Source organism: Pseudomonas sp. SIMBA_067 (assembly GCF_046534675.1).
Lineage (GTDB): Bacteria > Pseudomonadota > Gammaproteobacteria > Pseudomonadales > Pseudomonadaceae > Aquipseudomonas > Aquipseudomonas putida.
Genome location: NZ_JAWRYH010000006.1, coordinates 348,541 through 371,860, shown reverse-complemented (window position 1 = coordinate 371,860; position 23,320 = coordinate 348,541). Strand labels below are relative to the sequence as shown.

General features: G+C 64.5%; 17 protein-coding genes. 11 read left to right on the top strand and 6 right to left on the bottom strand.

The genetic code is table 11. The features are described from left to right. Positions 1 to 4: 4 nt before the first annotated feature. Genes SB765_RS16240 through SB765_RS16230 form a run of 3 tightly spaced genes read right to left on the bottom strand, consistent with a single transcriptional unit; the run spans position 5 to position 2,689 of the window. Entirely contained in the window at positions 5 to 799 is a 795-nt protein-coding gene (locus SB765_RS16240; RefSeq protein ID WP_341795990.1) for an ABC transporter permease, read from the bottom strand. A gap of 4 nt (positions 800 to 803) precedes the next feature. Next, on the bottom strand, positions 804 to 1,673 hold the full coding sequence (locus SB765_RS16235; RefSeq protein WP_049275572.1) for an ABC transporter permease: 870 nt from the start codon (positions 1,671 to 1,673) through the stop codon (positions 804 to 806). Continuing rightward, positions 1,670 to 2,689, bottom strand: coding sequence for an ABC transporter ATP-binding protein (locus SB765_RS16230; RefSeq protein ID WP_410931586.1), 1,020 nt, complete (start codon positions 2,687 to 2,689; stop codon positions 1,670 to 1,672). The genes SB765_RS16235 and SB765_RS16230 overlap by 4 nt, the downstream gene beginning before the upstream one ends. Positions 2,690 to 2,938: 249 nt before the next feature. Here SB765_RS16230 and SB765_RS16225 point away from each other — a divergent pair, with 249 nt between their 5' ends. Continuing rightward, a complete protein-coding gene (locus tag SB765_RS16225) occupies positions 2,939 to 3,766 on the top strand; it encodes an IclR family transcriptional regulator (RefSeq protein WP_410931585.1) in 828 nt (275 codons plus the stop codon). 85 nt (positions 3,767 to 3,851) lie between these two features. Here the strand turns inward: SB765_RS16225 and SB765_RS16220 are convergent, their stop codons facing one another. Further along, positions 3,852 to 5,708, bottom strand: a complete 1,857-nt coding sequence (locus SB765_RS16220) for an ABC transporter ATP-binding protein (RefSeq protein ID WP_410931584.1) — start codon at positions 5,706 to 5,708, stop codon at positions 3,852 to 3,854. A gap of 290 nt (positions 5,709 to 5,998) precedes the next feature. Here SB765_RS16220 and SB765_RS16215 point away from each other — a divergent pair, with 290 nt between their 5' ends. From SB765_RS16215 to dapA, 10 genes are all read left to right on the top strand, one after another. Next, positions 5,999 to 7,489, top strand: a complete 1,491-nt coding sequence (locus tag SB765_RS16215; RefSeq protein WP_410931583.1) for a BcsE family c-di-GMP-binding protein — start codon at positions 5,999 to 6,001, stop codon at positions 7,487 to 7,489. Then, positions 7,486 to 7,671, top strand: coding sequence for a cellulose biosynthesis protein BcsF (gene bcsF / locus SB765_RS16210; RefSeq protein ID WP_016500280.1), 186 nt, complete (start codon positions 7,486 to 7,488; stop codon positions 7,669 to 7,671). The genes SB765_RS16215 and bcsF overlap by 4 nt, the downstream gene beginning before the upstream one ends. After that, positions 7,664 to 9,283, top strand: coding sequence for a cellulose biosynthesis protein BcsG (bcsG, locus tag SB765_RS16205; RefSeq protein ID WP_341795984.1), 1,620 nt, complete (start codon positions 7,664 to 7,666; stop codon positions 9,281 to 9,283). Before bcsF ends, bcsG begins: the two co-directional genes overlap by 8 nt. Beyond that, the gene (bcsR, locus tag SB765_RS16200) at positions 9,280 to 9,498 is read left to right on the top strand and encodes a cellulose biosynthesis protein BcsR (RefSeq protein ID WP_016500278.1); all 219 of its coding nucleotides are present in this window, start codon (positions 9,280 to 9,282) and stop codon (positions 9,496 to 9,498) included. The genes bcsG and bcsR overlap by 4 nt, the downstream gene beginning before the upstream one ends. After that, positions 9,495 to 10,202 carry a cellulose biosynthesis protein BcsQ gene (bcsQ, locus tag SB765_RS16195; RefSeq protein ID WP_241800889.1) on the top strand — a complete coding sequence of 236 codons (708 nt, stop codon included), beginning with the start codon at positions 9,495 to 9,497 and terminating at the stop codon, positions 10,200 to 10,202. Before bcsR ends, bcsQ begins: the two co-directional genes overlap by 4 nt. Next, on the top strand, positions 10,199 to 12,808 hold the full coding sequence (bcsA, locus tag SB765_RS16190) for a UDP-forming cellulose synthase catalytic subunit (protein WP_410910443.1): 2,610 nt from the start codon (positions 10,199 to 10,201) through the stop codon (positions 12,806 to 12,808). Before bcsQ ends, bcsA begins: the two co-directional genes overlap by 4 nt. Next, positions 12,805 to 15,087, top strand: a complete 2,283-nt coding sequence (bcsB, locus tag SB765_RS16185) for a cellulose biosynthesis cyclic di-GMP-binding regulatory protein BcsB (protein ID WP_410931582.1) — start codon at positions 12,805 to 12,807, stop codon at positions 15,085 to 15,087. Before bcsA ends, bcsB begins: the two co-directional genes overlap by 4 nt. Continuing rightward, entirely contained in the window at positions 15,087 to 16,202 is a 1,116-nt protein-coding gene (bcsZ, locus tag SB765_RS16180; protein WP_341798901.1) for a cellulose synthase complex periplasmic endoglucanase BcsZ, read from the top strand. Before bcsB ends, bcsZ begins: the two co-directional genes overlap by 1 nt. Beyond that, the gene (bcsC, locus tag SB765_RS16175; RefSeq protein WP_410931581.1) at positions 16,190 to 19,708 is read left to right on the top strand and encodes a cellulose synthase complex outer membrane protein BcsC; all 3,519 of its coding nucleotides are present in this window, start codon (positions 16,190 to 16,192) and stop codon (positions 19,706 to 19,708) included. The genes bcsZ and bcsC overlap by 13 nt, the downstream gene beginning before the upstream one ends. A gap of 332 nt (positions 19,709 to 20,040) precedes the next feature. Continuing rightward, a complete protein-coding gene (gene dapA, locus SB765_RS16170; protein WP_341795980.1) occupies positions 20,041 to 20,910 on the top strand; it encodes a 4-hydroxy-tetrahydrodipicolinate synthase in 870 nt (289 codons plus the stop codon). A 57-nt stretch (positions 20,911 to 20,967) separates the two neighbouring features. Here dapA and SB765_RS16165 read toward each other — a convergent pair whose 3' ends face one another. After that, positions 20,968 to 21,885, bottom strand: a complete 918-nt coding sequence (locus tag SB765_RS16165) for an amidohydrolase family protein (RefSeq protein WP_410931580.1) — start codon at positions 21,883 to 21,885, stop codon at positions 20,968 to 20,970. An 87-nt stretch (positions 21,886 to 21,972) separates the two neighbouring features. Next, a complete protein-coding gene (locus SB765_RS16160; protein ID WP_410910448.1) occupies positions 21,973 to 23,301 on the bottom strand; it encodes an MFS transporter in 1,329 nt (442 codons plus the stop codon). Positions 23,302 to 23,320 lie beyond the last annotated feature (19 nt).

Here is a 23,320-nt window from a genome sequence, read left to right as displayed (position 1 = left end):
CTTGTCATTGCTTGCCCACCAGTACGCGGTCCAGGCCATACACGCGGTCCAGGGCGATCATGGTCAGGGCGGTGACGGCAATCACCAGCGCCGAGACGGCGGCCATCATCGGGTCGATGGACTCGGTGGCGTATACGTACATGCGCACCGGCAGGGTCTGGGTGGCAGGCGAGGTGACGAAGATCGACAGGGTCACTTCGTCGAAGCTGTTGATGAACGCCAGCAGCCAGCCACCGGCCACGCCGGGCAGAATCATTGGCAGGGTGACCTTGCAGAACAGCGTGATGCGCCCGGCGCCCAGGCTTTGCGCGGCCTGTTCGGCGCTGCGGTCGATGCCGATGGCGGCAGCCAGTACCAGGCGTAGCACGTACGGAGTAATGACCACCACGTGGGCGAACACCAGCCAGGTGAAGCTGCCATTGACCCCAAGCAGGGCGAACAACCTCAGCAAGGCCACACCCAGCACCAGGTGCGGGATGATGATCGGCGACAGCAGCAGGCCGTTGACAAAGCCCTGGCCAGGAAAGCTGTAGCGGGTCAGCGCCAGGCCCGCCGGCACGGCGATCAGGGTGGCCAGCGAGGCCGCCAGGGCGGCGAGTTTCAGGCTGGTGTAAAACGCGTCGAGGAACTCGGCACGCTCGAACACAGCGCTGAACCAACGCAGCGAGAAGCCGGCAGTGGGCAGGCTCAGGGTGTTTTCCGGGGTGAATGCCACCAGGCACACCACCACCAGCGGGGCGAGCATGAACAGCATCACCAAGGCATGAAAAGACAGGGCCAGCGGGCCGTTACGGGTCATCGGTTCACACTCCAAGTGCGCGTTTGTAGCGGCGTTCGACCAGCCGGTTCCAGCTGAGCATCACCAGCAGGTTGATCAGCAGCAGGGCGACGGCGATGGTGGCACCCATGGGCCAGTTCAGTTCGGCCAGGTACTGGTCGTAGATCATGGTGGCGACCATCTTCAGCCGCCGCCCGCCCAGCAGGCCCGGGATGGCGAACGAGCTGGCGGCCAGGCCGAACACGATCAGCGTGCCCGACAGCACACCGGGCATGATCTGTGGCAGCACGATGCGGCGGAATACCGTCCACTGGCTGGCGCCCAGCGACAGCGCGGCCTGCTCGGCGGCCGGGTCAAGCTTTTGCAGCGAGGTCCACACCGGGATGATCATGAACGGCAGCATCACGTGGACCAGGCCGATGATCACCGCAAACGGGGTGTACAGCAGCTTCACCGGCTGCCCGCCGAGGGCGCTGATGCCTTGGTTGATCAGGCCGTCAGACCCCAGCAGCAGGCTCCAGCCGAAGGCGCGCACCACCACCGAAATCAGCAGCGGGGTCAGCACCAGGATCAGGAAGATCGAGCGCCACGGCGCGCCCATGCGGCTGAGGACCATGGCTTCGGGGATGCCGATCAGCACACACAACAAGGTGACCAGGGCACTGATCCAGAAGGTGCGGAAAAAGATTTCGTAGTAATAGGTGTCGGTCACCAGGCTCAGGTAATGGCTGAAGGTGTACTGGCCGGCCTGGATACCACTGGTGTAGTCGAACGCGTTGAACGATAACAGCACAGTCAGCCCCAGCGGCATCACCAGCAACGCCAGGAACAACAGCAGGGCCGGGCTGCTAAGGCCGTAGCCCCAGCTGTTGCTGCGCAGTTTTGCCGTACTCATGCGGCCACCTCGGCTGTGTTCAGCACCCGCAGCAGGGATTCGTTCCAGTCCAGGCCGACCTGGGTACCTTCGTCCAGCGGCGCGCTGCCATCGTTGGCGCGCACCACCGCCAGGTTGCCCAAGGCGGTATCGACGCGGTACAGCCACTGGCTGCCAAGGAAGTAACGGCAGCTGACGCGGCCTGCCAGCTTGCCGCTGCCGGCTGCACCCAGGCTGATCTTTTCCGGGCGCAGGCTGAGGACCAGCGGGCCCTGGGCGGCTGCCTGCGGTAACCCGCCGGGGCCGGTGACGCCATGCAGGCGGTTTGCCTTGCCGACAAAGTCGGAAATGAACGGCGTGCCCGGGTGCTCGTAGAGACGGTAAGGGTCATCGATCTGGGTGATGCGACCGGCTTCCATCACCACTACACGGTCGCTGATCGACAGGGCTTCGGCCTGGTCGTGGGTGACCATCAGGGTGGTGATGCCGACTTCGTTCTGGATACGGCAGATTTCGAACTGCATCTCTTCGCGCAGGTGCGCGTCCAGGTTTGACAGCGGCTCGTCCAGCAGCAGCACCGGCGGTTCGATCACCAGTGCGCGGGCCAGGGCTACACGCTGGCGTTGGCCGCCGGACAGTTCACGCGGGTAACGTTCGGCGTGCTTGTCCAGGCGTACCAACGCCAACGCCTGGTCGACGCGCCGAGCGATCTCGGCATTGGCCACCTTGCGCATGCGCAGGCCGAAGGCAACGTTGTCGCGCACGGTCATGTGCGGGAACAGCGCGTAGCTCTGGAACACCACACCCAGGCCCCGGCTGGCCGGCTTGGCGTGGGTGATGTCGCGGCCGTCGAGGACGATGCGGCCACTAGTTACTTCGACGAAGCCAGCAATCATCTGCAGGGTGGTGGTCTTGCCGCAGCCTGAAGGGCCGAGCAGGGAGACAAACTCGCCTTTTTCGATGGCCAGTGACGAACTGGCCACTGCCTCCGTAGCGCCATAGCGCTTGCAAAGCTTGTCGATCAACAGAAAGGTCATGGCTGTGCTCCATCGCAAACGGAACCGGGGTAACCCGGCAGCTTCAGGGTGGGCAGAGCGCCAGCGGCGAAAAGCAAAGCTTTTACGGACGTTGGCGCTCGCTTCTATGGCGGCGGCCGATGTTGTGATATCGCCCTATGGACCGGAGAGTAGGGCAATGATTAGGATGGCGACAAAGAGTAATTTCACTGAGTGACAGCTATTTTGAAATTATTCCACTCAATGAAATTTCTATGGGTTTAACGAAAAATGGATTCCGGTAAACGAAATGAACGCACCAAGGAAGTTGGCGTAAGCGCAGTGTCGCGTTTGTTCGCCGTGCTGCGCGCGCTAGGTGATTGCGGGGGGGAGGGCGAGAAGGTCAGCCAGCTGGCGCTGCGGGTTGGCCTGGCGCAGCCCACCACCCATCGGCTGTTGCGTAGCCTGATCGAGGAGGGCATGGTCGACCAGTGCGCCACCAGCAAGCGTTATCGGCTGAGCCTGGATTTCTTTGCCCTGGCGGCCAAGGCCGGGCAGGCGGGCAACCTGCGCGATGTGGTGCGCCCCAGCCTGCTGCGGTTGTCGGCTTCGCTGGGCGATTCGCTGTTTTTGCTGGCGCGTTCGGGGTTCGATGCCGTGTGCCTGGACCGCAGCGAAGGGCCGTACCCGATCCGTACCTTTACCGGCGACATCGGCGGCCGCGTGGCGTTGGGCGTGGGGCAGGGCAGCCTGGCGATCCTGGCCTTCCTGCCTGAGGAGGAGCGGGACGAGGTGATCCGCTACAACCTGCCGCGGTTGAAGGACTTTCATCATTACGACGAAGTGTTGCTGCGTGCCGAAATCGACAACGTGCGCAGCCTCGGCTACGCCGGGCGCAACACCGGAGTGCTCGACGGCATGGCCGGTCTGGCAGTGCCGATCCTTGACCGTAACGGCCATGCGGTGGCAGCGTTGAGCGTGGCGACCATCAGTGACCGCCTTGGGCCCAACCGCATGCCGACCGTGGTGGCATTGCTCAAGCGCGAGGCGGCGGCGATTGGCGAACGGGTCAACCCGTTCGACCCGGTGCTGCGCCGGCCTTCGCATGTGTTTGGTTGAAGTACCAGATTCAGGTAGGCGCGATTTCTGTGGGAGCGCCCCGGCAAGGTCACTCCCACAATGCCCGCGTCAGCTTCAGGTGAGCCTATTCAACCGCCTCGGCCACGCCCTGGTCTTCACCCAGGAACCCACCACTCTGGTGCTGCCACAGCCGGGCATAAGTACCATTCTTCGCCAACAGCTCGGGGTGGGTACCTTGCTCGATGATGCGCCCTTCATCCATCACGATCAGCCGGTCCATGGCGGCAATCGTCGACAACCGGTGGGCGATGGCGATGACGGTCTTGCCCTGCATCATTTCGTCCAGGCTTTCCTGAATCGCCACTTCCACTTCCGAGTCCAGCGCACTGGTGGCTTCGTCCAGCAGCAGGATCGGTGCGTTCTTCAGCATTACCCGGGCAATGGCGATACGCTGGCGCTGGCCGCCAGACAGCTTGATACCGCGCTCGCCCACCAAGGTGTCGTAACCGTTGTGGCCCTGGCGGTCGCTGAGCTGGCTAATGAAACCATCGGCCTGGGCATTGGCTGCAGCGGCGCGGATTTGCGCGTCGGTTGCGTCCGGGCGCCCATAGGCGATGTTGTCACGAATCGAGCGGTGCAACAGCGAGGTGTCCTGGGTGACCATGCCGATGGCGCTGCGCAGGCTGTCTTGCGTCACCTTGGCGACGTTTTGCCCATCGATGCGAATTTCGCCACTGTCCACGTCGTAGAAGCGCAGCAACAGGTTGATCAAGGTGGACTTGCCGGCGCCGGAACGGCCGACCAGCCCCACCTTTTCGCCCGGGCGAATATGCAGGCTCAGGTCGTTGAGCACCTGGCGCTCGCCGTTGTAGTTGAAGCAGACCTTGTCGAAGCTCACCGCGCCGCCGCCGGTTACCAGCTCGGTGGCACCCGGCGCATCCTGTACTTTGGGGCCGCGGGTGAGGGTGGCCATGCCGTCCTGCACGGTACCGATGTTCTCGAACAGCGAGGTCATCTGCCACATGATCCAGTGCGACATGCCATTGATACGCAGGGCCATGGCGGTAATGGCCGCGACCGCTCCGGTGCCGACCTGGCCCTGGTGCCACAGCCACAACGCGTAGCCACCTGCGCCAAAGATCAAGCCCACTACCAGTGCCTGGTTGACGATTTCGAACTGGCTGACCAGGCGCATCTGGCGAAAGCCGGTCTGCTTGAAATCCTCCATGGCTGCACGGGCAAAGTGCGCTTCGCGTTTGGAGTGCGAGAACAGTTTCACCGTAGTGATGTTGGTGTAGGCATCGGAAATCCGCCCGGTCATCGACGACCGGGCGTTGGCCTGTTCTTGCCCGACCTTGCCCAGGCGTGGCACGAAATACAGCATGGCCAGCCCGAACAGCACGAGCCAGGCAATGAACGGCAGCATCAGTTTCAGGGCAAAGCCACCGGCCAGGGCGATGATGGCAATGAAGTACACGCCGATGCCGGGCAGGATCTCGATGAGCGTGAACAATACTTCGCGCACCGCCAGCGCTGTCTGCATCACCTTGGTGGTAACCCGGCCAGAGAACTCGTCGGAGAAGAACGATAGGCTCTGGCGCAGCATCAGGCGGTGGAAGTCCCAGCGCAGGCGCAGCGGCAGATTGATTGCCAGCACCTGGTGCTGCACCAGGGTGCGCAGCGCCACCAGCCCGATGCTGGTAACCAGGACGATGCCTATCCCCCACAGTACGTGGCTTTCCTGTGTGCTGGCGGCGGCGCCACCGGCCTGCCAGGCCGAGAGCAGGTCGACCACCTGGCCGAGGAACGCAAACAGCCAGGCTTCGTAAATCGACACCCCGGCACTGAGCAGTGCCAAGGCAAGAATGTAGCCGCGAGCGCCCCGGGTGCAGGCCCACATGAAGCGCAACAGGCCATCTGGCGGCGGCGGTACTTCGTCAGGGGGGAAGGGGTCTAGCCAGCGTTCAAAAATGCGAAGCATGCGTGTCTCCGGTAAATCAGCATCTGCCTGACAGGTAACCTTAACGCACATCGACACATTCGCATGCAGCATCCTGCCCTTGGTGCAGCGTTCGACACACCTTTGCAATTCATTACATTTGCGGTTGACATTATTTTGCCTTGCTGCTGTAGAATTGACGCACTTAAATGGTGCGTCGGTGTTTTTGTCGTTTTTTTGACGAGGGTCAAAAGCCGTCGACGACCCATGTGCAAATCTAGCTTCAAAGCCGTTTAAATTTTTGACGTAGAGCCACTGTTTTGACGAATGGAATGCCGTTGTTGGCTATTTCCGGCATAGGCGCCGAAAGCAGCTGCCTTCATGAACAAGGACTGTACTGGGTAGCCTGTGACGCCACGGAAGACGCCACTTTGCTATGCCGCCAAGTGCTTGCAGGCATGCTCGACGACGTTCGGGCAACCTTGATCACCGATGCGCAAGCCATGGGTGATGTGCTGGGTGCGCTCGATGCGGCGCAGGGCCCGGCCGAGCTGGCACTGTACGAGACCACCCCGCAAGCCACCCTGCACCTGGTTGATGACTTGCCACGCATCGACGTGCCCGGGCGTGTGCTGTTGCTGCTGGCGCCACTCGAGGCCTGGGCGGGCGATGACGTTGCCCGTTGGTGCAATGCCCTGCGGCCCTTATTGCTGGCCGAGGCTGCGCTGCTGCTGGTCATCAGCAGCGGGCAGGGTGTTGGACGGGTGGAGCAGCTGCGCGCGTTCAATCAGGGCGTAGACGGGCTGGCCCAGGTGTACCGCGGCAAAGGTGGGGTGCGCTACCTGCAGCATTTCTGGAGCAACCCACTCGGCAAGGCCGGTACCCGAGACCTGGAGCTGGCGCGCCTTGACACCGGGTTTGCCGTTACCGGAGCGCCGCAGGTGCCATCCGACACCGGTGGTGATGAGTTGCTGTGCCTGGCCCAGCGCCCGGTGCTGGAAGGCGCGCCCGCCTTCTCCGAGCACTGGCAGGTCTGCGAAAACCTTGACGAACTGAGCGCCAAAGCCAGCAGAGCGGTGTCTGCCACGGTGATCTTTGCCATGGATGGCGGGCAGCGCCTGGACAGCCTGGCACGCCAGCTGCACCGCCTGCGCCAGTTACGTGGCAATGCCTTGAAGCTGGTGGTGCGCGAGATGGCGCCAACCCTGCGCTATCAGGACGAGCAACTGCTGCTGGCCTGTGGTGCCACCCAGATCGTGCCGTTCGGTGCCAGCCTGTCGCGTTTCCTGACCATGGTCGAGAGCATCCAGGGTTACGTATGGCGGCGGCATCTGCCGGGCAACTTCGATGCCTTGCTCGCACGGCTGCGGCCGCTGGCCATTTGCGGGCTGGTAGCGCCCCGTGCATTTGCGCAAGCCGTGAACACCATGTGGCACGGTGTACGCAACGGCGAAATCGTCCACCAGTTGCTGGTATTGCGCCCGGCCCATGGCCTGACCCCGCTGCAGGCCTGTTCGCGCACGGTATTCCGCCGCGATGGTGACATTGCCTGTGTGGTGGGCGAAGTCCTGTTCCTGTTCCTGTTCGCCTGCCGCTCTGAAGGGGTCGAGCAAGCGCTTGACCACATCTTCCAGTTGTCGTGGAAAGAACTGTTCATCAGCCAAGAGGTACTCGCCGGGGTCGACAGCCTGGCCACCCCGGCCTTCCTCGACGACAGCGCACCGCAGCCACCGCGGCTGGATGCAGCGGCGCAACAGCCTGCGCACCCAAGGTCGGCCCTGGCACCACGCCGGATTGCCCTGGGCAAGCGGGGTACAGCATGAACTTCGTGCAGCTCCTGCAAGTAATTGCCATCACTGCGCTGGTGACGTTTGCCCTGGCCTTGCTGGTGCTGCGCCTGCGCGTTGCATTGCGCGGCTGGTTGCGCCGCCGCCTTGCACCCCGTTACCTGAAACCGCTGGGCGTCCGCCATCGCGCTGCACGCCAGGAACCCCGTAATGACTAAGACCATCGCCTCCCTCCCGGTACTGGCGCGCTGGCCTGGACTGGGAGGGTGGAACCTCTATTTCCTGGCAAAATTCCTGCTGGTCGCCCTCGGCATGCTGGACTTCCAGGCGCTGCCGAACCTGCTGTTCGCCGCTTTCCTGCTGCTGCCTTTGCCGGGGAGATGGCTGCGCGTCGCGCGGCAGCTGGTGGCGGTGCCGATTGGTGTCGCGTTGTTCTACCAGGACACCTGGTTCCCGCCGTTCAGCCGCCTGCTGGCACAGCCGGGTGTGCTCGACTTTTCATGGGACTACATGCTCGAACTGCTGGGCCGTTTCATCAACTGGAACCTGCTCGGTGCGTTGGCGCTGTTGCTGGTGGGCTATCTGTACTTGCGCCATTGGCTGCGCCTGAGCACCTTGAGCCTGCTGGGGCTGGCGTGGCTGGCCGTGGGCGGGCTGCCTTCACTGGCCGTCAACGCCGGCCAGCCGTCCGGCAATGTGGCTGCCGGCCCCGGCAAGCCCGTGCAGGCCGCAGCGCTTGCCGACAATGCCACGCTCGACAGCTGGCTCGAACGTTTCTTCGCCAGTGAGCGGGAGCGGGTGACGGCATTCCCTGCCATCAATGTTGATGAGCAACCGTTCGACCTGCTGATCATCAACATCTGCTCGCTGGCCTGGGATGACCTGTCTGCCGCGGGGCTGCGTGACAACCCGCTGCTGTCGCGCCTGGACGTGGTCTTCGACCAGTTCAATTCGGCCACCTCCTACAGTGGGCCGGCGGCCATCCGCGTGCTACGTGCCAGCTGCGGGCAGTCGTCCCACGCGGGCCTTTACCAGAGCGCCCCGGAGCAGTGCCTGTTGTTCCAGAACCTGGCCAAGCTCGGCTTCCAGAGCAATACCTTGCTCAACCACAGCGGCCAGTTCGACAACTTCATCGGCGACATCACCCAGCAGCACATGCCGCAGCCCGGCTTGCGCAATACCGACTTCCCGCGCGCGCTGGTCGGTTTCGACGGCTCGCCGATTGCCAGTGACCTGGACGTGTTACGCCGCTGGTGGGGGCAGCGCCAAGGCAGCGCCGCCGAGCATGTGTCGCTGTTCTACAACAGCATCAGCCTGCACGACGGCAACCGTATCGTTACCGCCGACGGCGGTACCCGCGTGGCCGATTACGCCACCCGCGCCAACCGGCTGTTTGGTGAGCTGGGCACCTTCCTCGACGAGCTGGAGCGCAGTGGCCGCCGCGTGGTCGTGGCCATTGTCCCGGAACATGGCGCTGCGCTGCACGGTGACCGCATGCAGCTGTCAGGCATGCGTGAAATCCCTACGCCGTCGATCACCCATGTACCGGTCGGCCTGAAGTTCATCGGCATGGGGCAGCCGGCCCGCAGCGAGCCGCTGCGTGTCGCGGCACCGACCAGCTACCTGGCACTGTCCGAGCTTGTGTCGCGCGTTTACGCCGGCCTGGGCCAGCAGCAGGCGCTGGATGTGCCCGGCCTGCTGGCCGACCTGCCGACCACAGAACAGGTTGCGCAGACCTCCGGGGCGGAGGTTGTGAACTATCAGGGGCGCGCCTACATGCGCCTGCAAGGCCAGCCCGACTGGCAGCCCATCCCCGAGGAGCGCCCATGAACACTGGCAAAGCAGACCCGTCCGACCGCAGCGACGATATCGCCCAGTTGCGCCAGCACCTGGCGATGCCAGACCTGAACTACCAGGACATTTCCATGTTGGTGGGGGTTCAGCAGGCGTTGCAGCGCTGGCCGTTGCTGGGTGAAAGCTATCGGGCCAGCACCCCGGGCGCGTTGCACGCGGCTGCAGCGCAGCGCGAGGGTGTGTCCGCATGACCAGCCTGGCCTTGCACGGCGTGCGTGGTGGCCTGGGGCGCAGCGCCTTGCTGGCCGCGCTGGGCTATGCGCTGCAGGGCGTGGGCGAGCGGGTGCTGCTGATCGACCTGTGCCCAAGCAACTTGCTCGGGCTGCACTTCAACCTGCCGTTAGGTACGCAAGAAGGCTGGGCGCTGGCCGAGCGGCAAGGGCGGCCGGTTGGCGATGCCGTGTATGAAGTACTCGATGGCCTATGCCTGCTGCCGTTCGGCAACCTGCCAGATGGCGTGGCGCGCCCCATGCCCGACGCGCAGGCATGGCGCGCGCGTCAGGCCGAGCTGGCCGGGCATTTCGACTGGGTGTTGTTCGACCTGCCGCAACTGCCGCCTGATACCGCTGGCCACAGCATCGAGACCGATGTGCGAGTACTGGTGGCCGAGGCCGAGATGGCCAGCCACTTGTTGCTCGGCCGCCAGCCGGTCGAGCGCTACGACATGCTGCTGGTCAACCGTTACGACCCGGCCAGCCGCTTGCAAAGCGACTTGTTGATGGTATGGCGTGACCTGTTCCGTGATCGCCTGCCGATTCAGGTGGTGCACCGCGACGAGGCGTTCCTCGAAGCGCTGGCATGCAAGGCACCGCTCGGCCATTACGCGCCGCATAGCCTGGCCTGCCGAGATGTGCAGAGCCTGGCGGTACGTTGCCTGACGAGGCGCCAGCCGTGACGTTGAGCCCCCTGTCGACCTACACCTGGTTCAGCGCGCGCGGTGCGCGCTTACCGGTAGCCTGCCTGTTTACCCTCGGCGTATGGCTGGCCTTCCTGTTTCTGCGCCTGGAGTCCCCCGCCTGGCAGGCGCTGTTGGCCGAGCGCCAGCGCCTGTACCCGCAACTGGCGGGCAAGCGTCCGAGCCTGGGCGACCCGGTCCGCCTGTTGATCCAGAGCCTGTGGCTGCTGCTAAGGCAGCAACCGGCGCAACACCGGCCAGGGTTCGCGCGGGGGGTCTGGGCCACCGTGCGCGAGCAGTTGCGGAATGCGCGACAGGTTGCGGGCCATTACCGCAGCCTGGTGATCGGCAGGTTGCAGCAGGTACCTGCCCGCTACCGTGGCAGTGCCTTCAGACATGAAGCCTCGGCACGCTTGCGCGGCTTGAGCGTGTTCGCCCGGCGGGCGTTCTACAGTGCGCTGACGCTGTGCGCGACGGGCCTGGCCCTGCTGTGCGTGACGGAGCCCTTCGGCTACCTGGCACAGCTGGTGTTCATCGGCCTGCTGCTGGGTATTGCCATGCTGGTGCGGCACATGCCGGGGCGTTTCCCGACACTGATGCTGATCGTGCTGTCGACGATCATATCCTGCCGGTATCTATGGTGGCGCTACACCGCGACCCTGAACTGGAACGACACCACTGACCTGGTGTGCGGGGTGATCCTGCTGGCGGCGGAAACCTATTCGTGGTTCGTGCTGATCCTGGGCTACATCCAGACCAGCTGGCCGTTGCAGCGCAAGCCGGCGAACCTGCCTGCCAACCCGCAGCACTGGCCAACCGTAGACCTGATGATCCCCACCTACAACGAAGATTTGTCGGTAGTGCGCACCACAGTACTGGCGGCCCTGGGCCTGGACTGGCCACGCGAATGCCTGCGGATCTATATCCTCGACGACGGCCGCCGCGATGCGTTCCGCGCGTTCGCCGACGAGGTGGGGGTGGGCTACATCGTGCGGCCGGACAGCAAGCACGCCAAAGCCGGCAACCTCAACCATGCGTTGGGTGTGACCGACAGCGAGCTGATTGCCATCTTCGACTGCGACCACGTGCCGGTGCGCTCCTTCCTGCAAATGACGGTGGGCTGGTTCCTCAAGGACCCGAAGCTGGCACTGGTGCAGACGCCGCATCATTTCTTTTCGCCCGACCCGTTCGAGCGCAACCTGGGTTCGTTCCGTCGCCGCCCCAATGAAGGGGAGCTGTTCTACGGCCTGATCCAGGACGGTAACGACATGTGGAACGCGGCGTTTTTCTGCGGCTCGTGCGCGGTACTGCGCCGCACCGCGCTGGAAAGCATCGGTGGTTTTGCCGTGGAGACCGTGACCGAGGATGCCCACACCGCCTTGCGCATGCACCGCCAGGGTTGGTCATCGGCCTACCTGAGCATCCCGCAGGCGGCCGGCCTGGCTACCGAGAGCCTGTCGGCGCACATCGGCCAGCGCATTCGCTGGGCACGCGGCATGGTGCAGATCTTCCGCACCGACAACCCCGTGTTCGGGCGTGGGCTGAGCCTGTTCCAGCGGGTGTGCTATGCCAATGCGATGCTGCACTTCCTGGCTGGCCTGCCGCGCCTGGTGTTCCTGACCGCACCGCTGGCGTTCCTGCTACTGCATGCCTACATCATCTACGCACCGGCGTTGATGATCCTGTTGTATGTGCTGCCGCACATGATCCACGCCAGCCTGACCAACTCGCGCATGCAGGGCAAGTACCGGCAAACCTTCTGGGGCGAGGTGTACGAGACCGTGCTGGCCTGGTACATCGCCCGCCCCACCACGGTCGCGCTGTTCGCCCCGAAAAAAGGCAAGTTCAACGTTACCGCCAAGGGCGGCCTGATGGAGCAGGAGCAGTTCGACTGGCACATCGCCCAGCCGTACCTGTGGCTTGCGGCACTCAACGTAGCGGGCCTGGGCTTTGCCGTGTGGCGCCTGTTCACCGGCCCGGCGGCAGAAATCGGCACGGTGATCGTCAGTTCGCTGTGGGTGGTCTACAACCTGCTGATCATCGGCGCCGCGGTTGCCGTGGCCGCCGAAGTGCGCCAGGTGCGCCGCGCCCACCGGGTGCAGATGCGCCTGCCGGCAGGCCTGGTGCTGGCCAGCGGTCACGCCTACCCGTGCACCCTGGTCGATTACTCCGATGGCGGTGTCGGCCTGCAACTGCACGACGGCCTTGCGCTGAAACCGGGGGAGCAGGTGCGCCTGCTGCTCAACCGTGGCCAGCGCGAGTTCGCCTTCCAGGCCTGTGTCACCCGTACGGTCGGGCAGCACGTGGGCCTGGTATTCAACGCGCTAAGCCAACAGCAGCGTATCGACCTGGTGCACTGCACGTTTGCTCGCGCCGATGCCTGGCTGGGCTGGAGCGAGCAGCATGAGGTCGAGCGCCCGCTGCGCAGCCTGGTCGATGTGCTGAAGTTGGGCGGTGTCGGTTACCTGCGCCTGCTAGAGCACCTGCCGCCGTGGGTACACGCGTGGCTGCAGCCACTGCGCGCGCTGGCACGTTGGCTGGCCAGCTACTGGCCCCGCACACCACGGGCTGTTCCTTCTTTGAACCTTGTTGATCGAGACGCATGATGACTGGTTATCCCGCGCGTACCTGGGGCCTGGCGATGGCGCTGCTTGCCGCTTTGTCGCAGCCTGCTGCTGCCGCCTCTGTAGCCCCGCTTGCCGAGCCAGCCGTACCCACGGTACCGAACTGGCCAGTGATGAAAACCTTCGAGCAGCTCGGGCATGCATCCGACAGCCTGTTGCTGGGGGTGCGCAACACTGAACACATCGAGTTCGGCGTGCGTCGCGACCGTCTGGTCACTGACGCCAGTCTGCAACTGGACTACACGCCTTCGCCAGCGCTGCTGCCGAACCTGTCGCATCTGCGCGTCTACCTCAATGACGAAATGATGGGCGTGGTGCCCGTGGAGAAGGACCAGCCTGGCCAGCGCGTGCGCCGCCAGTTGCCGCTGGACCCGAAGCTGCTCAGCGACTTCAACCGGGTACGCCTGGAGTTTGTCGGGCACTACACCGACATCTGCGAAGACCCGGCGCACAGCGGCCTGTGGCTGAACCTCAATCGCAAGAGCCAGGTGCAGTTGCACGAGCAGGCCCTGGCGCTGGACAACGACCTGGCGTATTTCCCGCTGCCGTTCTTCGATGCGCGTGATACCGGCAAAGTGGAACTGCCGGTGGTATTCAGTGGCGTGCCGAGCCTGGGTGAGCAACGCGCGGCGGCGATCCTGGCGTCGTACTTCGGCAGCCAGGCCGGTTGGCGCAAGGCAACCTTCCCGGTGCTGTACAACCGCCTGCCGGCGCGGGCGGGCACGCCAAAGCCAAGCATCGTGTTTGCCACCAACGACCGTCGCCCGGCCTTCCTCGCCGACCTGCAGCAGTTTCCGCCGGTGGATGGCCCGGTGCTGCAGATGATCGACCACCCGGATGACCGCTGGAGCAAAGTGCTGCTGGTACTGGGCCGCAACGACGATGATCTGGTCAAGGCTGCATCGGCGCTGGCGGTTGGGAACAACCTGTTCCGTGGCGCCCGGGTGAAAGTGGAGCAGATGACTGCCTTGCAACCACGTCAGCCTTACGATGCCCCCAACTGGACGCGCACCGACCGGCCGGTACGCTTTGCCGAGCTGCTGGACTACCCCGAGCAGCTGCAAGTCAGTGGCCTTCAACCTAGGCCGGTGACGCTGGAGCTGAACCTGCCGCCCGACCTGTTTGTCTGGCGAAACCAGGGCATCCCGCTGCGCACCCTATACCGCTACACGGCGCCTGCGGTGACCGACGAATCGCGCCTGAGCATCAGCGTCAACGACCAGTACATCACCAGCATGCCGCTGGTGGGCAATGACCGACGCAGCGGCACCCTCGAAGAAATGCGCCTGGCGGTGTTATCCGGCGACAGCACTGCGTTGACCGAAAAGTCACTGGTGCCGGCGTTGAAAATCGGCGACCGCAACCGCCTGCGCTTTGATTTCAGCTTTGCCAGCACCTTGGGCAGCGCCCAGCGCGACCGTTGCCAGACATCCCTGCCGGTGGATGTGCGGGCAGCGATCGACGACAACTCCACCATCGACCTGTCCGGTTATCACCACTACATCGCCATGCCCGACTTGCGTGCATTTGCCCGCAGCGGCTTCCCGTTCAGCCGCATGGCCGACCTTTCCGAAACCCTGGTCATCATGCCGGGCAAACCCACGGCGATGCAGGTCGGCACCTTGCTCGATACCATTGGCGGGCTGGCCGGGCAAATCGGTTACCCGGCGCTGGGCCTGCAACTGGTGGATGACTGGAAGCAGGCCGCAGCGGCCGATGCCGACTTGCTGCTGATAGGCAGCCTGCCTGAAGCCCTGAGCGATGCGCCCAACCTTGGCCTGCTGCTCAGCGCCCAGCGTGACTGGTTGCTGCAAGGCCGCAGCGCAGGGCTGCCGGGCAGCCAGCGCTTCGACACCGGGGCGGTGGCTGCAAGCAGCCGCGTGGCGGTGAGCGCGCAGGCACCGATCGCGGCCATCACCGGTTTGAAGTCGCCGTTCCACCCGCAGCGCAGTGTCGTTGCCCTGTTGGCCAGCAGCGACAGCGATTACGGCTTGCTGCGCGATACGCTCGGCGATGTGGGCAAGCTCGATGCGGTGGCCGGTTCGGTAACGCTGGTGCGCAGCAGCGGCGTTACCAGCCAGTTTGTGGGCGAGCATTACTTCGTGGGTGCATTGCCGTGGTGGTTGCTGTTGTGGTTCCACTTGTCCGAGCACCCGGTGCTGCTGGCGGCGATCGCGGCCATTTGCGTGGTGCTGTTTGCCTTCCTGCTTTGGCGGGCACTGCGCTGGGCAGGCAAGCGCCGCCTGGGTGAGGCGGGGTGATCATGCGCCGATTGCTGGTGGGGCTGGTCACCTTCGGCCTGCCTTTCTTAGCCAATGCCGCGACGGCCTGCTCCTGGCCCGCCTGGGACCGCTTCAAGGCCGAGCTGGTGAGTGTGGACGGTCGGGTCATCGACCCGAGCGACGAGCGCCTGATCACCACCTCGGAAGGGCAGAGCTATGCGCTGTTCTTCGCCCTGGTAGGCAATGACCGGCAGGCCTTCGCGCAATTGCTGCGCTGGACCACCAACAACCTGGCCGAGGGTGACCTCGCCCGGCATCTTCCCGCTTGGCTGTGGGGCCGTAACAGCCAGCAGCAGTGGCAGGTGCTGGATACCAACAATGCCAGCGACGCCGACCTGTGGATTGCCTACAGCCTGCTGGAAGCGGGGCGGTTGTGGGGCGAACCGGCCTACACGCAACTGGGCCAGCGCCTGCTGTGGCGCATCGCTGCGCAGACCGTACGCAAGCTGCCAGGCCTGGGGGTGATGCTGCTGCCGGGCGACTACGGCTTCGAGGATGCCCGTGGCACGAGGCTTAACCCCAGTTACCTGCCGTTGCAACTGTTCGACCGCTTCAGCCTGGTGGACCCGCTGTGGGGCGAACTGGCGGCCAATACGCGGCGCTTGTGGCTGGCATCGTCACCCAAAGGCTTCGCCCCGGACTGGCTACTGTGGACGCCGGCCGGTGAGCTGGCAGCGGACCCACAGCATGGCAGTGGCGGTGATTACGATGCCATCCGGGTCTACCTGTGGGTTGGCATGCTGGCCAAGGACGCGCCCCAGCGTGCCGAGCTGGTGGCCCGCTATGCCCCGATGGCAGCATTGACCACACGCGACGGGCTGCCGCCCGAGCACGTGGATGCGCGCAGCGGTGCTGCCAGCGGCCATGGCCCGGCCGGTTTCTCTGCGGCCTTGCTGCCTTTGCTGGCGGCTTCTCCCGAGCACGTGGCTGGCCTGGCAGCGCAGCGGCAGCGTTTGCATCAGCAGCCGGTCGAGGCCAAGGCGTACTACAGCCAGGTGCTGGCGCTGTTTGGCCAGGGTTGGGATGAAGCCCGTTACCGTTTTGACTCGCACGGCCACCTGCTGCCGGCCTGGAGTGCGCCATGCAGCGAATGATCGGCGTGCTGATGCTGGCGACGGTGGCTTGCCAGGCCGTCGCACAACCCAAGGACGCCGGGGAGCAGCGGCAATGGCTGCTGGACCAGGTGCGCCGGGGCGAGGCGCTGCACCGCGACGACCTGGTGCGTGATGCACTGGGCCGCCTGCAGCTGCTGGAGCCACGCAACCCGGATGTGTTGCTGGCGGCCTTGAGCCTGGCATTGCGCGAAAAGAACATCACCGAGGCCGAACAGCTGAGTGCCAGGATCAATGCCTTGGCACCCGGTAGCCTGCAAGCGCGCCAGGCCGCGCGCCTGCTCGCGTTGCAGCAGCCAGAGACTGCGCGGCGCTTGCAGCAGGCGCGCCTGCTGGCCGTTACCGGGCGCAATCGGGAGGCGCTGGCGGTTTATGAGCAGCTGTTCGCCGGCGAGCCGCCCAGCCTTGAGCTGGCCCTGGATTACTGGCGCGTGCGCGGCAACCTGCCAGGTCAGCGGCCCGAGGCGATCAGGCAGTTGCAGCAGCTGGACCAGCAGTACCCCGGCAGTGCCGGGTTACGCCAGACCCTGGCTGGCTGGCTGTTCGCCGAAAAGCGTGACCGCGAAGCGCTGGCACTGCTCGATCAGCTGGCGCGCGACCCCGGCGCCCGGGATGCTGCCGCCCAGCGGGAGTTCGACTACCTGTCCGGGCAAGCGGTGAGCAGCACCAGCGCAGCGGCCTGGCAAGCCTTCCTCAAGCGCTACCCGGCTTCGCCGCTGCTGGCACAGGCCAGCGCCAACCTGCAACAGCAGCGCACGCTGTTGGCCGACCCGTCCTGGCAGGCGGGCCAGCGCGGCAAGGCGTTGCTCGACAAGGGCCGAAATGCCGAAGCCGAAGTACAGCTGCGTCGGGCGCTGCGCCGGTACCCGGACGATGCCAGCCTGCACGGCGCCCTGGGTTATGCGCTGATGCGTCAGGGCCGTTACGAAAACGCCAACACAGCGTTCCGGACGGCGAGTGCCAAGGAACAGGACACCTACTGGATCAGCCAATGGAAGGACCTGGAGTCGTCCAGCCAGTATTGGGCGCAACTTCACAACGCTCAGCGCGCCCTGCAGGCCAACAACCTGCGAGACGCCCGAGCACTGTACTTGCAGGCGCGCCAGCAACGCCCGAAAGATGAGTACGCCTTGCTCGGCCTGGCCGATGTTTCGCTGGCTGAAGGCGATGCGATTGCCGCCGAGCGGCAGTTCCTGCAAGTGAGGCGCATGGCACCGGATAATGAAAGCGCCGTGCGTGGCCTGATCCGTGTGTACCAGGCGCAATCGCCAGCCAAGGCGCAGGCGTACCTGGACAGCCTGCCGACTCGCCAGCAGGTGCAGTTCGCCAGTTTGCGTCGCAGCCTGGAACTTGCACGCCTGCGTCAGCAGGGTGAGCAGGCGCTGCAACGCGAAGACTGGGCAGCGGCTAGCCAGGTGCTGGCCCAGGCCACTGCCTTGGCCCCCGATGAGCCTTGGCTGGTGTATCAGTTGGCCAACAGCCTGCGTCACCAGGGCCGCACCGCCGAGGCCGATGCGGCCTTCGCCAGACTGGTGCAGCACCAGCCGCGCGACCCAGCAACCCGCTATGCCCATGGCCTGTTCCTGGAGTCCAGCGACCGTGATGCCTTGGCCCTGGACAGCCTGGGTGCAGTGCCGCAGGCAGCCTGGAGCGCTGACATGCATGCCCTGCAGCAGCGCATTCAGCGCCGCGTGACCCTGGCCTCGGCGCAGCAGCTGCAGGTTCAAGGCCGCGTTACTGAGGCGACAGCCATGCTTGAAGCCAGCCTGGCGCGTGGAGAAGGCGGCCCCGACGACCTGATATTGTTGGCCGACTGGGCGGCAGCGCGCGGTGAGCCTGACAAGGCTCGTGGTTATTACCAGCGTGTGCTGGCCATACAGCCCGGGCGACCGGAAGCGCGCCTTGGCGTGATCGAAAGCGCGGTGGCTGAAGGCAATCTGACCAAGGCCCGGCACATGATGACCGTGCAGGTGCCACAGGTGGCCGCCGATGACAGCAACGCCCAGCGGCGCCTGGCGGCTGTCTGGGTGGCCTTGGGCAATCACGACCAAGCGGCCGCGCTGCTCGACCGGCTTGCAGCGCAGCAGCCCCGGCCTGACCCATTGTTGCGCCGGGACGCTGCCCGCCTGGTGGCGCAGCACGAGCCGCAACGGGCGCTGGACCTCTACGCCGCAGCAATGGCCGATGCGCAGTTGCTGGACCGTGCTGCCGCCTCGCCACGGGATGACCGTGCCCTGACGCTGGCCAGCCGTGAACAGGACGCCGACGACTGGCTGGCGCGTAGCCTGCGCAGCGACGTCGATGCGTTGTATCGCCAGCGCAATACCCATGTGACGCTGATGCACGACTACGGTTGGCGCCAGGACGACGGTACGCCGGGCACCTCCGAGCTGAGTACCCAGTCGACCTTGTTGCATGTCGATACCCCTTGGCAGGACGGCACCGCCTTTGCCCGTGTTGAGCGCATCGGCATGGATGCAGGCTCGTTCGAGCAGAACGATCAGGGCCGCTACACACCCGACTTCGGTAGCTGCCAGTTTGTCGGCCGGACCGCTGACGGGAAATCGCTGCCTGCGTGCTCCGGCGGCTCGCAGACCGCTGATGGCAGCGTGCTGGCGCTGGGTTGGCAGGGCGGCCGTTGGGCGGTCGACCTGGGCACCACCCAGGGCTATGCGGTCAATAACTGGCTGGGTGGCGCAACGCTCAGCGGAGACCTCGGTCAAGTTGGCTGGTCGCTGACTGCATCGCGGCGGCCCATGAGCAACTCGCTGTTGTCGTTTGCCGGCGCACGCGACCGCCCGACAGGCGTGCGTTGGGGCGGTGTCACAGCCAATGGCGGCACGCTTGGCCTGAGCTGGGACCAAGGGGGCGACAACGGTGTCTGGGCCAGCTTGGGGCATCACTGGCTGTATGGCGAAAACGTTGCCGACAACCAGCGCACTCGGGCCATGGCCGGCTATTACCACCGAGTGGTGGAAAGGGCCGACGAGCGTGTGCGTGTTGGCCTGACGCTGATGCACTGGCGCCATGACAAGGACCTGGGCGGCTACAGCCTGGGGCAGGGCGGCTACTACAGCCCACAGCGTTACACGTCGGTAGGCGTGCCGGTCAGTTACGCCTGGCGCAACTACGACTGGTCGCTGTTGCTGGAGGGTTCGGTCAGTTGGTCCCAGGCCCACAGTGGCAGCAGCCGGTTGTACCCGGACGCCCACGTCAATCGCAGGGTGCTGGCGCAATATGACGTTGACTCCAACATTTATGCCATGAGCGAAGCCAGCGACAGCAGCGGGCTGGGCTACCGCCTGCGCGGCCTGTTCGAACGGCGCCTGAGTGATCGGTGGGTACTGGGCGGCGGCTTCGACTGGCAGCACAGCGATGACTACGCGCCTAGCCATGCCATGCTCTACCTGCGCTACCTGTTCGAGCCGTGGCGGGGCAACCTGGCCTTGCCGGTAACGCCGCTGGAGCCTTACAGCGAGTGGCGTTGACGGCAATACCTGCTTGCACGCTGCTACACGGGCCGATGCAGACCAAGGGTTGACACCAGGCACGTCGCCCCACCATTATCCAGCCATACCTACGCAACGGGTTTGCCAGCATGTCCATGTCCAACCACGCCATTTCCGCTTCGGGCTTCATTGCCCAGGCAGAGGCGTGCGTTGCCGTTGCCAAGAAATCCAAGAAACAGCCGCTCATCTGACCGAGGCGCGCTGTCTCGTCAGGTGGGCTGACGAGACAGAAGGCGCCAGGTATCCCTGCCAGACCACTTCGACTCCTCACCCGCTGACGCTGACTTTCGGTCAACATCAGGAGTTTTTGCATGTCGAATTTCCGTGGTATCTGGATTGCCCTTGTCACGCCCATGCGCGCCGATGAAGTGGACTTCGCCGCACTGGAAAAGCTGGTGAAGAAGCTGCTCGAAGACGGCGTGGCCGGTTTTGTGGTGTGCGGTACCACGGGGGAGGCGGCGGCACTGTCCAAGGCCGAGCAACTGGCTGTGCTGGATGCCGTGCTGGCCTGGGCGGCGCCAGGCCAGGTGGTGATGGGCCTGTCGGGTTACAACCTGCGTGAGTTGCTGGCCTTCCAGGCTGAAATCCAGCGGCGTGACATTGCTGGGCTTCTGGTACCGGCGCCTTGCTACATCCGCCCTTCGCAGGCCGGCATAGAGGCCTTCTTCAATACCGTAGCGAATGCCGCCAGCGTGCCGTTGATCGTATACGACATCCCGTACCGCACCGGCGTGCGCATCGAGCGCGAAACCTTGCGCCGGATCGTGCGCCACCCCCGTATCGCGGCAGTCAAGGACTGCAGCGGCGACAGCGAAACCACCATGGCCTTGATCCAGGACGGTCATGCCCAAGTGCTGGCCGGTGAAGACCTGCAAATATTCAACAACCTGTGCCTGGGCGGTGCAGGGGCCATTTCGGCTTCGGCCCATGTGCATACGCACCTTTACGTGCGGATGCTGCGGCAGGTGGATAGCGGCGACTGGGCGGCTGCGCGTGGCACGTTCTACCAGTTGCTGCCCTGGATCAGGATGGCCTTTGCCGAGCCCAACCCGGCCGTGGTCAAGGCGGCATTGCAGTTCCAGGGCTTGATGACCGACGAGCTGCGGGAGCCGATGCAGCCTTGCACTCAAACGACCAGAGACAAACTGCTGGCTGTGCTGGCGCTACCCGATGCCCTGTAGGCGATGGCCCAGCCTTTGCCTCCCACGAAAAAGCCAGGCATCAGGTCTGGCAGGTGATCAGAAAAAGTAGAGCTGGGCGGGGTTGTCGCGCAATATCAGAGCTCGAGTCTGTTCCCTTGGTGCCCAGTGCATCAGCAGGTCGAGGATCAGCGCATCATCGGGTTTCTGTTTGACGGGCAGCGTCGGGTGCGGCCAGTCACTGCCCCATAGCATGCGATCAGGGCGATGGCTTATCAATGTACTGGCGACTCTGCCGACATCCTCGAACAGCGGTGCTCCGGTCTTCGAGCGCAGGTAGGGAGCCGACAGTTTGATCCATGCTCGGTCGGTGTCCAGCAGCCGCACCAGCGCGGCGAAAGCCGGCGACTTCAGCGCTAAGGGCTGCGGTACATGGCCCATGTGGTCGATAACGATTTTGCCCGGCAATGCCAGCAAGCGTGGGGCAATCTCGGGCAGTAGCGGCCCGGGAGCGACCTGCACGTTCCAGCCCATTTCGCCGACTCGCGCGGCCAGGCTTTCCAGCCCATCGAGTGCCTGGTTGCCAACGCTCAGGTTGAAGCGGATACCCCGCACGCCCGCCTGGTGTAATTCGGCAAGCTGCGTGTCGGTAATCGCACTCGACACAACCGCCACGCCTCGGGCGTCGCCACGACTGCGTAACAAACCCTCGAGCATCACGCGGTTATCGGTGCCGTAGGTTGACGGCGTGACGATGACCATGCGGCGGATGCCCAGGCGCTCCTGCAACCTGCGGTAATCCTGCAGCGAGGCGTTCGGCGGCAGCAGGGTAGCGCCAGATGCGGCCGGGATGCGGCTGTCGTAAAGGTGCATGTGGCAGTCGATGCTGCCTTCAGGCGGCGTCAGGCGGGGGGGCGCATCGCCTTTGCTGAACGGCGCATCGGCCATGGTGCCTATGGAGGCGACAGCGCCCAGTGCGCCGGTGGCGAGCAAGAATTGGCGACGAGACAACGTCATGGCTATTCCTCTTTTCTTGTAATTATGAAAGACGATGCCCACGTTCATGAGGCAGGAAAGTGGGCATCGAGGTGCGGCTTGTGCGGTTTATTTTGCGCTGGCGGCGCCGGATGTTTCAGCTTGCTCGCGCTGGCGCTTTCGGCCGATTACCAGTACCGCGACACCGGCCACGGTGCACAGCGCGGCCAATGGCATCAGCGCCAGAGAGTAGCTCCCAGTGGCATCGTGAATGGCGCCGTAGGCATTGACCATGAGGCCGCCGCCGATGAGGTTGGCCATGGCGCCCACGGCTGCAAGGCCCGCAGCAGCGGTCGAGGAAGACAGCCAGCCAGACACCAGCGCCCAGAACGGCCCTTTCATCGAGTAGGCACCCACCAGAACCATGGTCAGCATCACTACTGTTGCTGGCAGCGACGAGGTGAACAAAGTCATCAACAGTCCTGCCGCGATCAGCAGCATGGTCATTGCGGTGTGCCAGCGACGCTCGCCGGTACGGTCGGAGCTGCGACCCCAAATGATCATCAGCACCGAGGCTATGCCGTAAGGGATGGCGTTCACCAGTCCGATCTCCATGGCACTGAGGCCAAAGGTTTTCAGTAGCTGAGGGGCCCATACGCTCATGGTGCTGCCTGCGGCAGAAGCACCCGAGTAGATCAGTGCCAGCACCCAGATGTCTTTGTGGCGCAGCAGTTTCCACAGCGAGATATGGCCGATGGCGGTCTTTTTCGACGCTTCTTCAGCCAGGCGCTTGATGAGCCAGCCGCGCTGCTCGTCACTGAGCCACTTGGCCTGCTCGGGGCGATCGGTAAGCACAAACAGGCAGGCGATGCCCAGCAGAACGGCAGGGATACCTTCCAGAATGAACAGCCAGTGCCAGCCGCGCATGCCCATCCAGCCATCCAGGCTCAGCAGCAACCCTGACAGCGGTGAACCTATGAAATTGGCAGCCGGGATGGCCACCATGAACAGCGCCACCATCCGCGCACGGTAGGCCGACGGCAGCCAGTAGGTGAGATACAGCAGTACACCCGGGAAGAATCCGGCCTCTGCCGCGCCCAGCAGAAAGCGCATCACGTACAAGGAGTTGGCGCCCTGCACAAACGCCGTGCCTGCCGAGATCAGGCCCCAGGTAATCATGATGCGGGCGATCCAGATGCGAGCACCGTAGCGTTGCATGGCCAGATTGCTGGGCACTTCGACCAAAAAATAGGCAAAGAAGAACAGGCTGCTGGCAAAGCCGAAGATCTTGGCCGTGAGCTGCAGGTCCTCGTTCATCTGCAAGGAGGCCATGCCAATGTTGCCGCGGTCGATGATTGCGATCAGGTAGCAGACGATCAGGAACGGCAGCAGGCGCCAGGCGACTCGGCGCATGGTGCTGCGTTCGAGTTCATTTGGCAGGGATGTTGCTGAAGTCATGGTGCTCTCCAATTGTTTT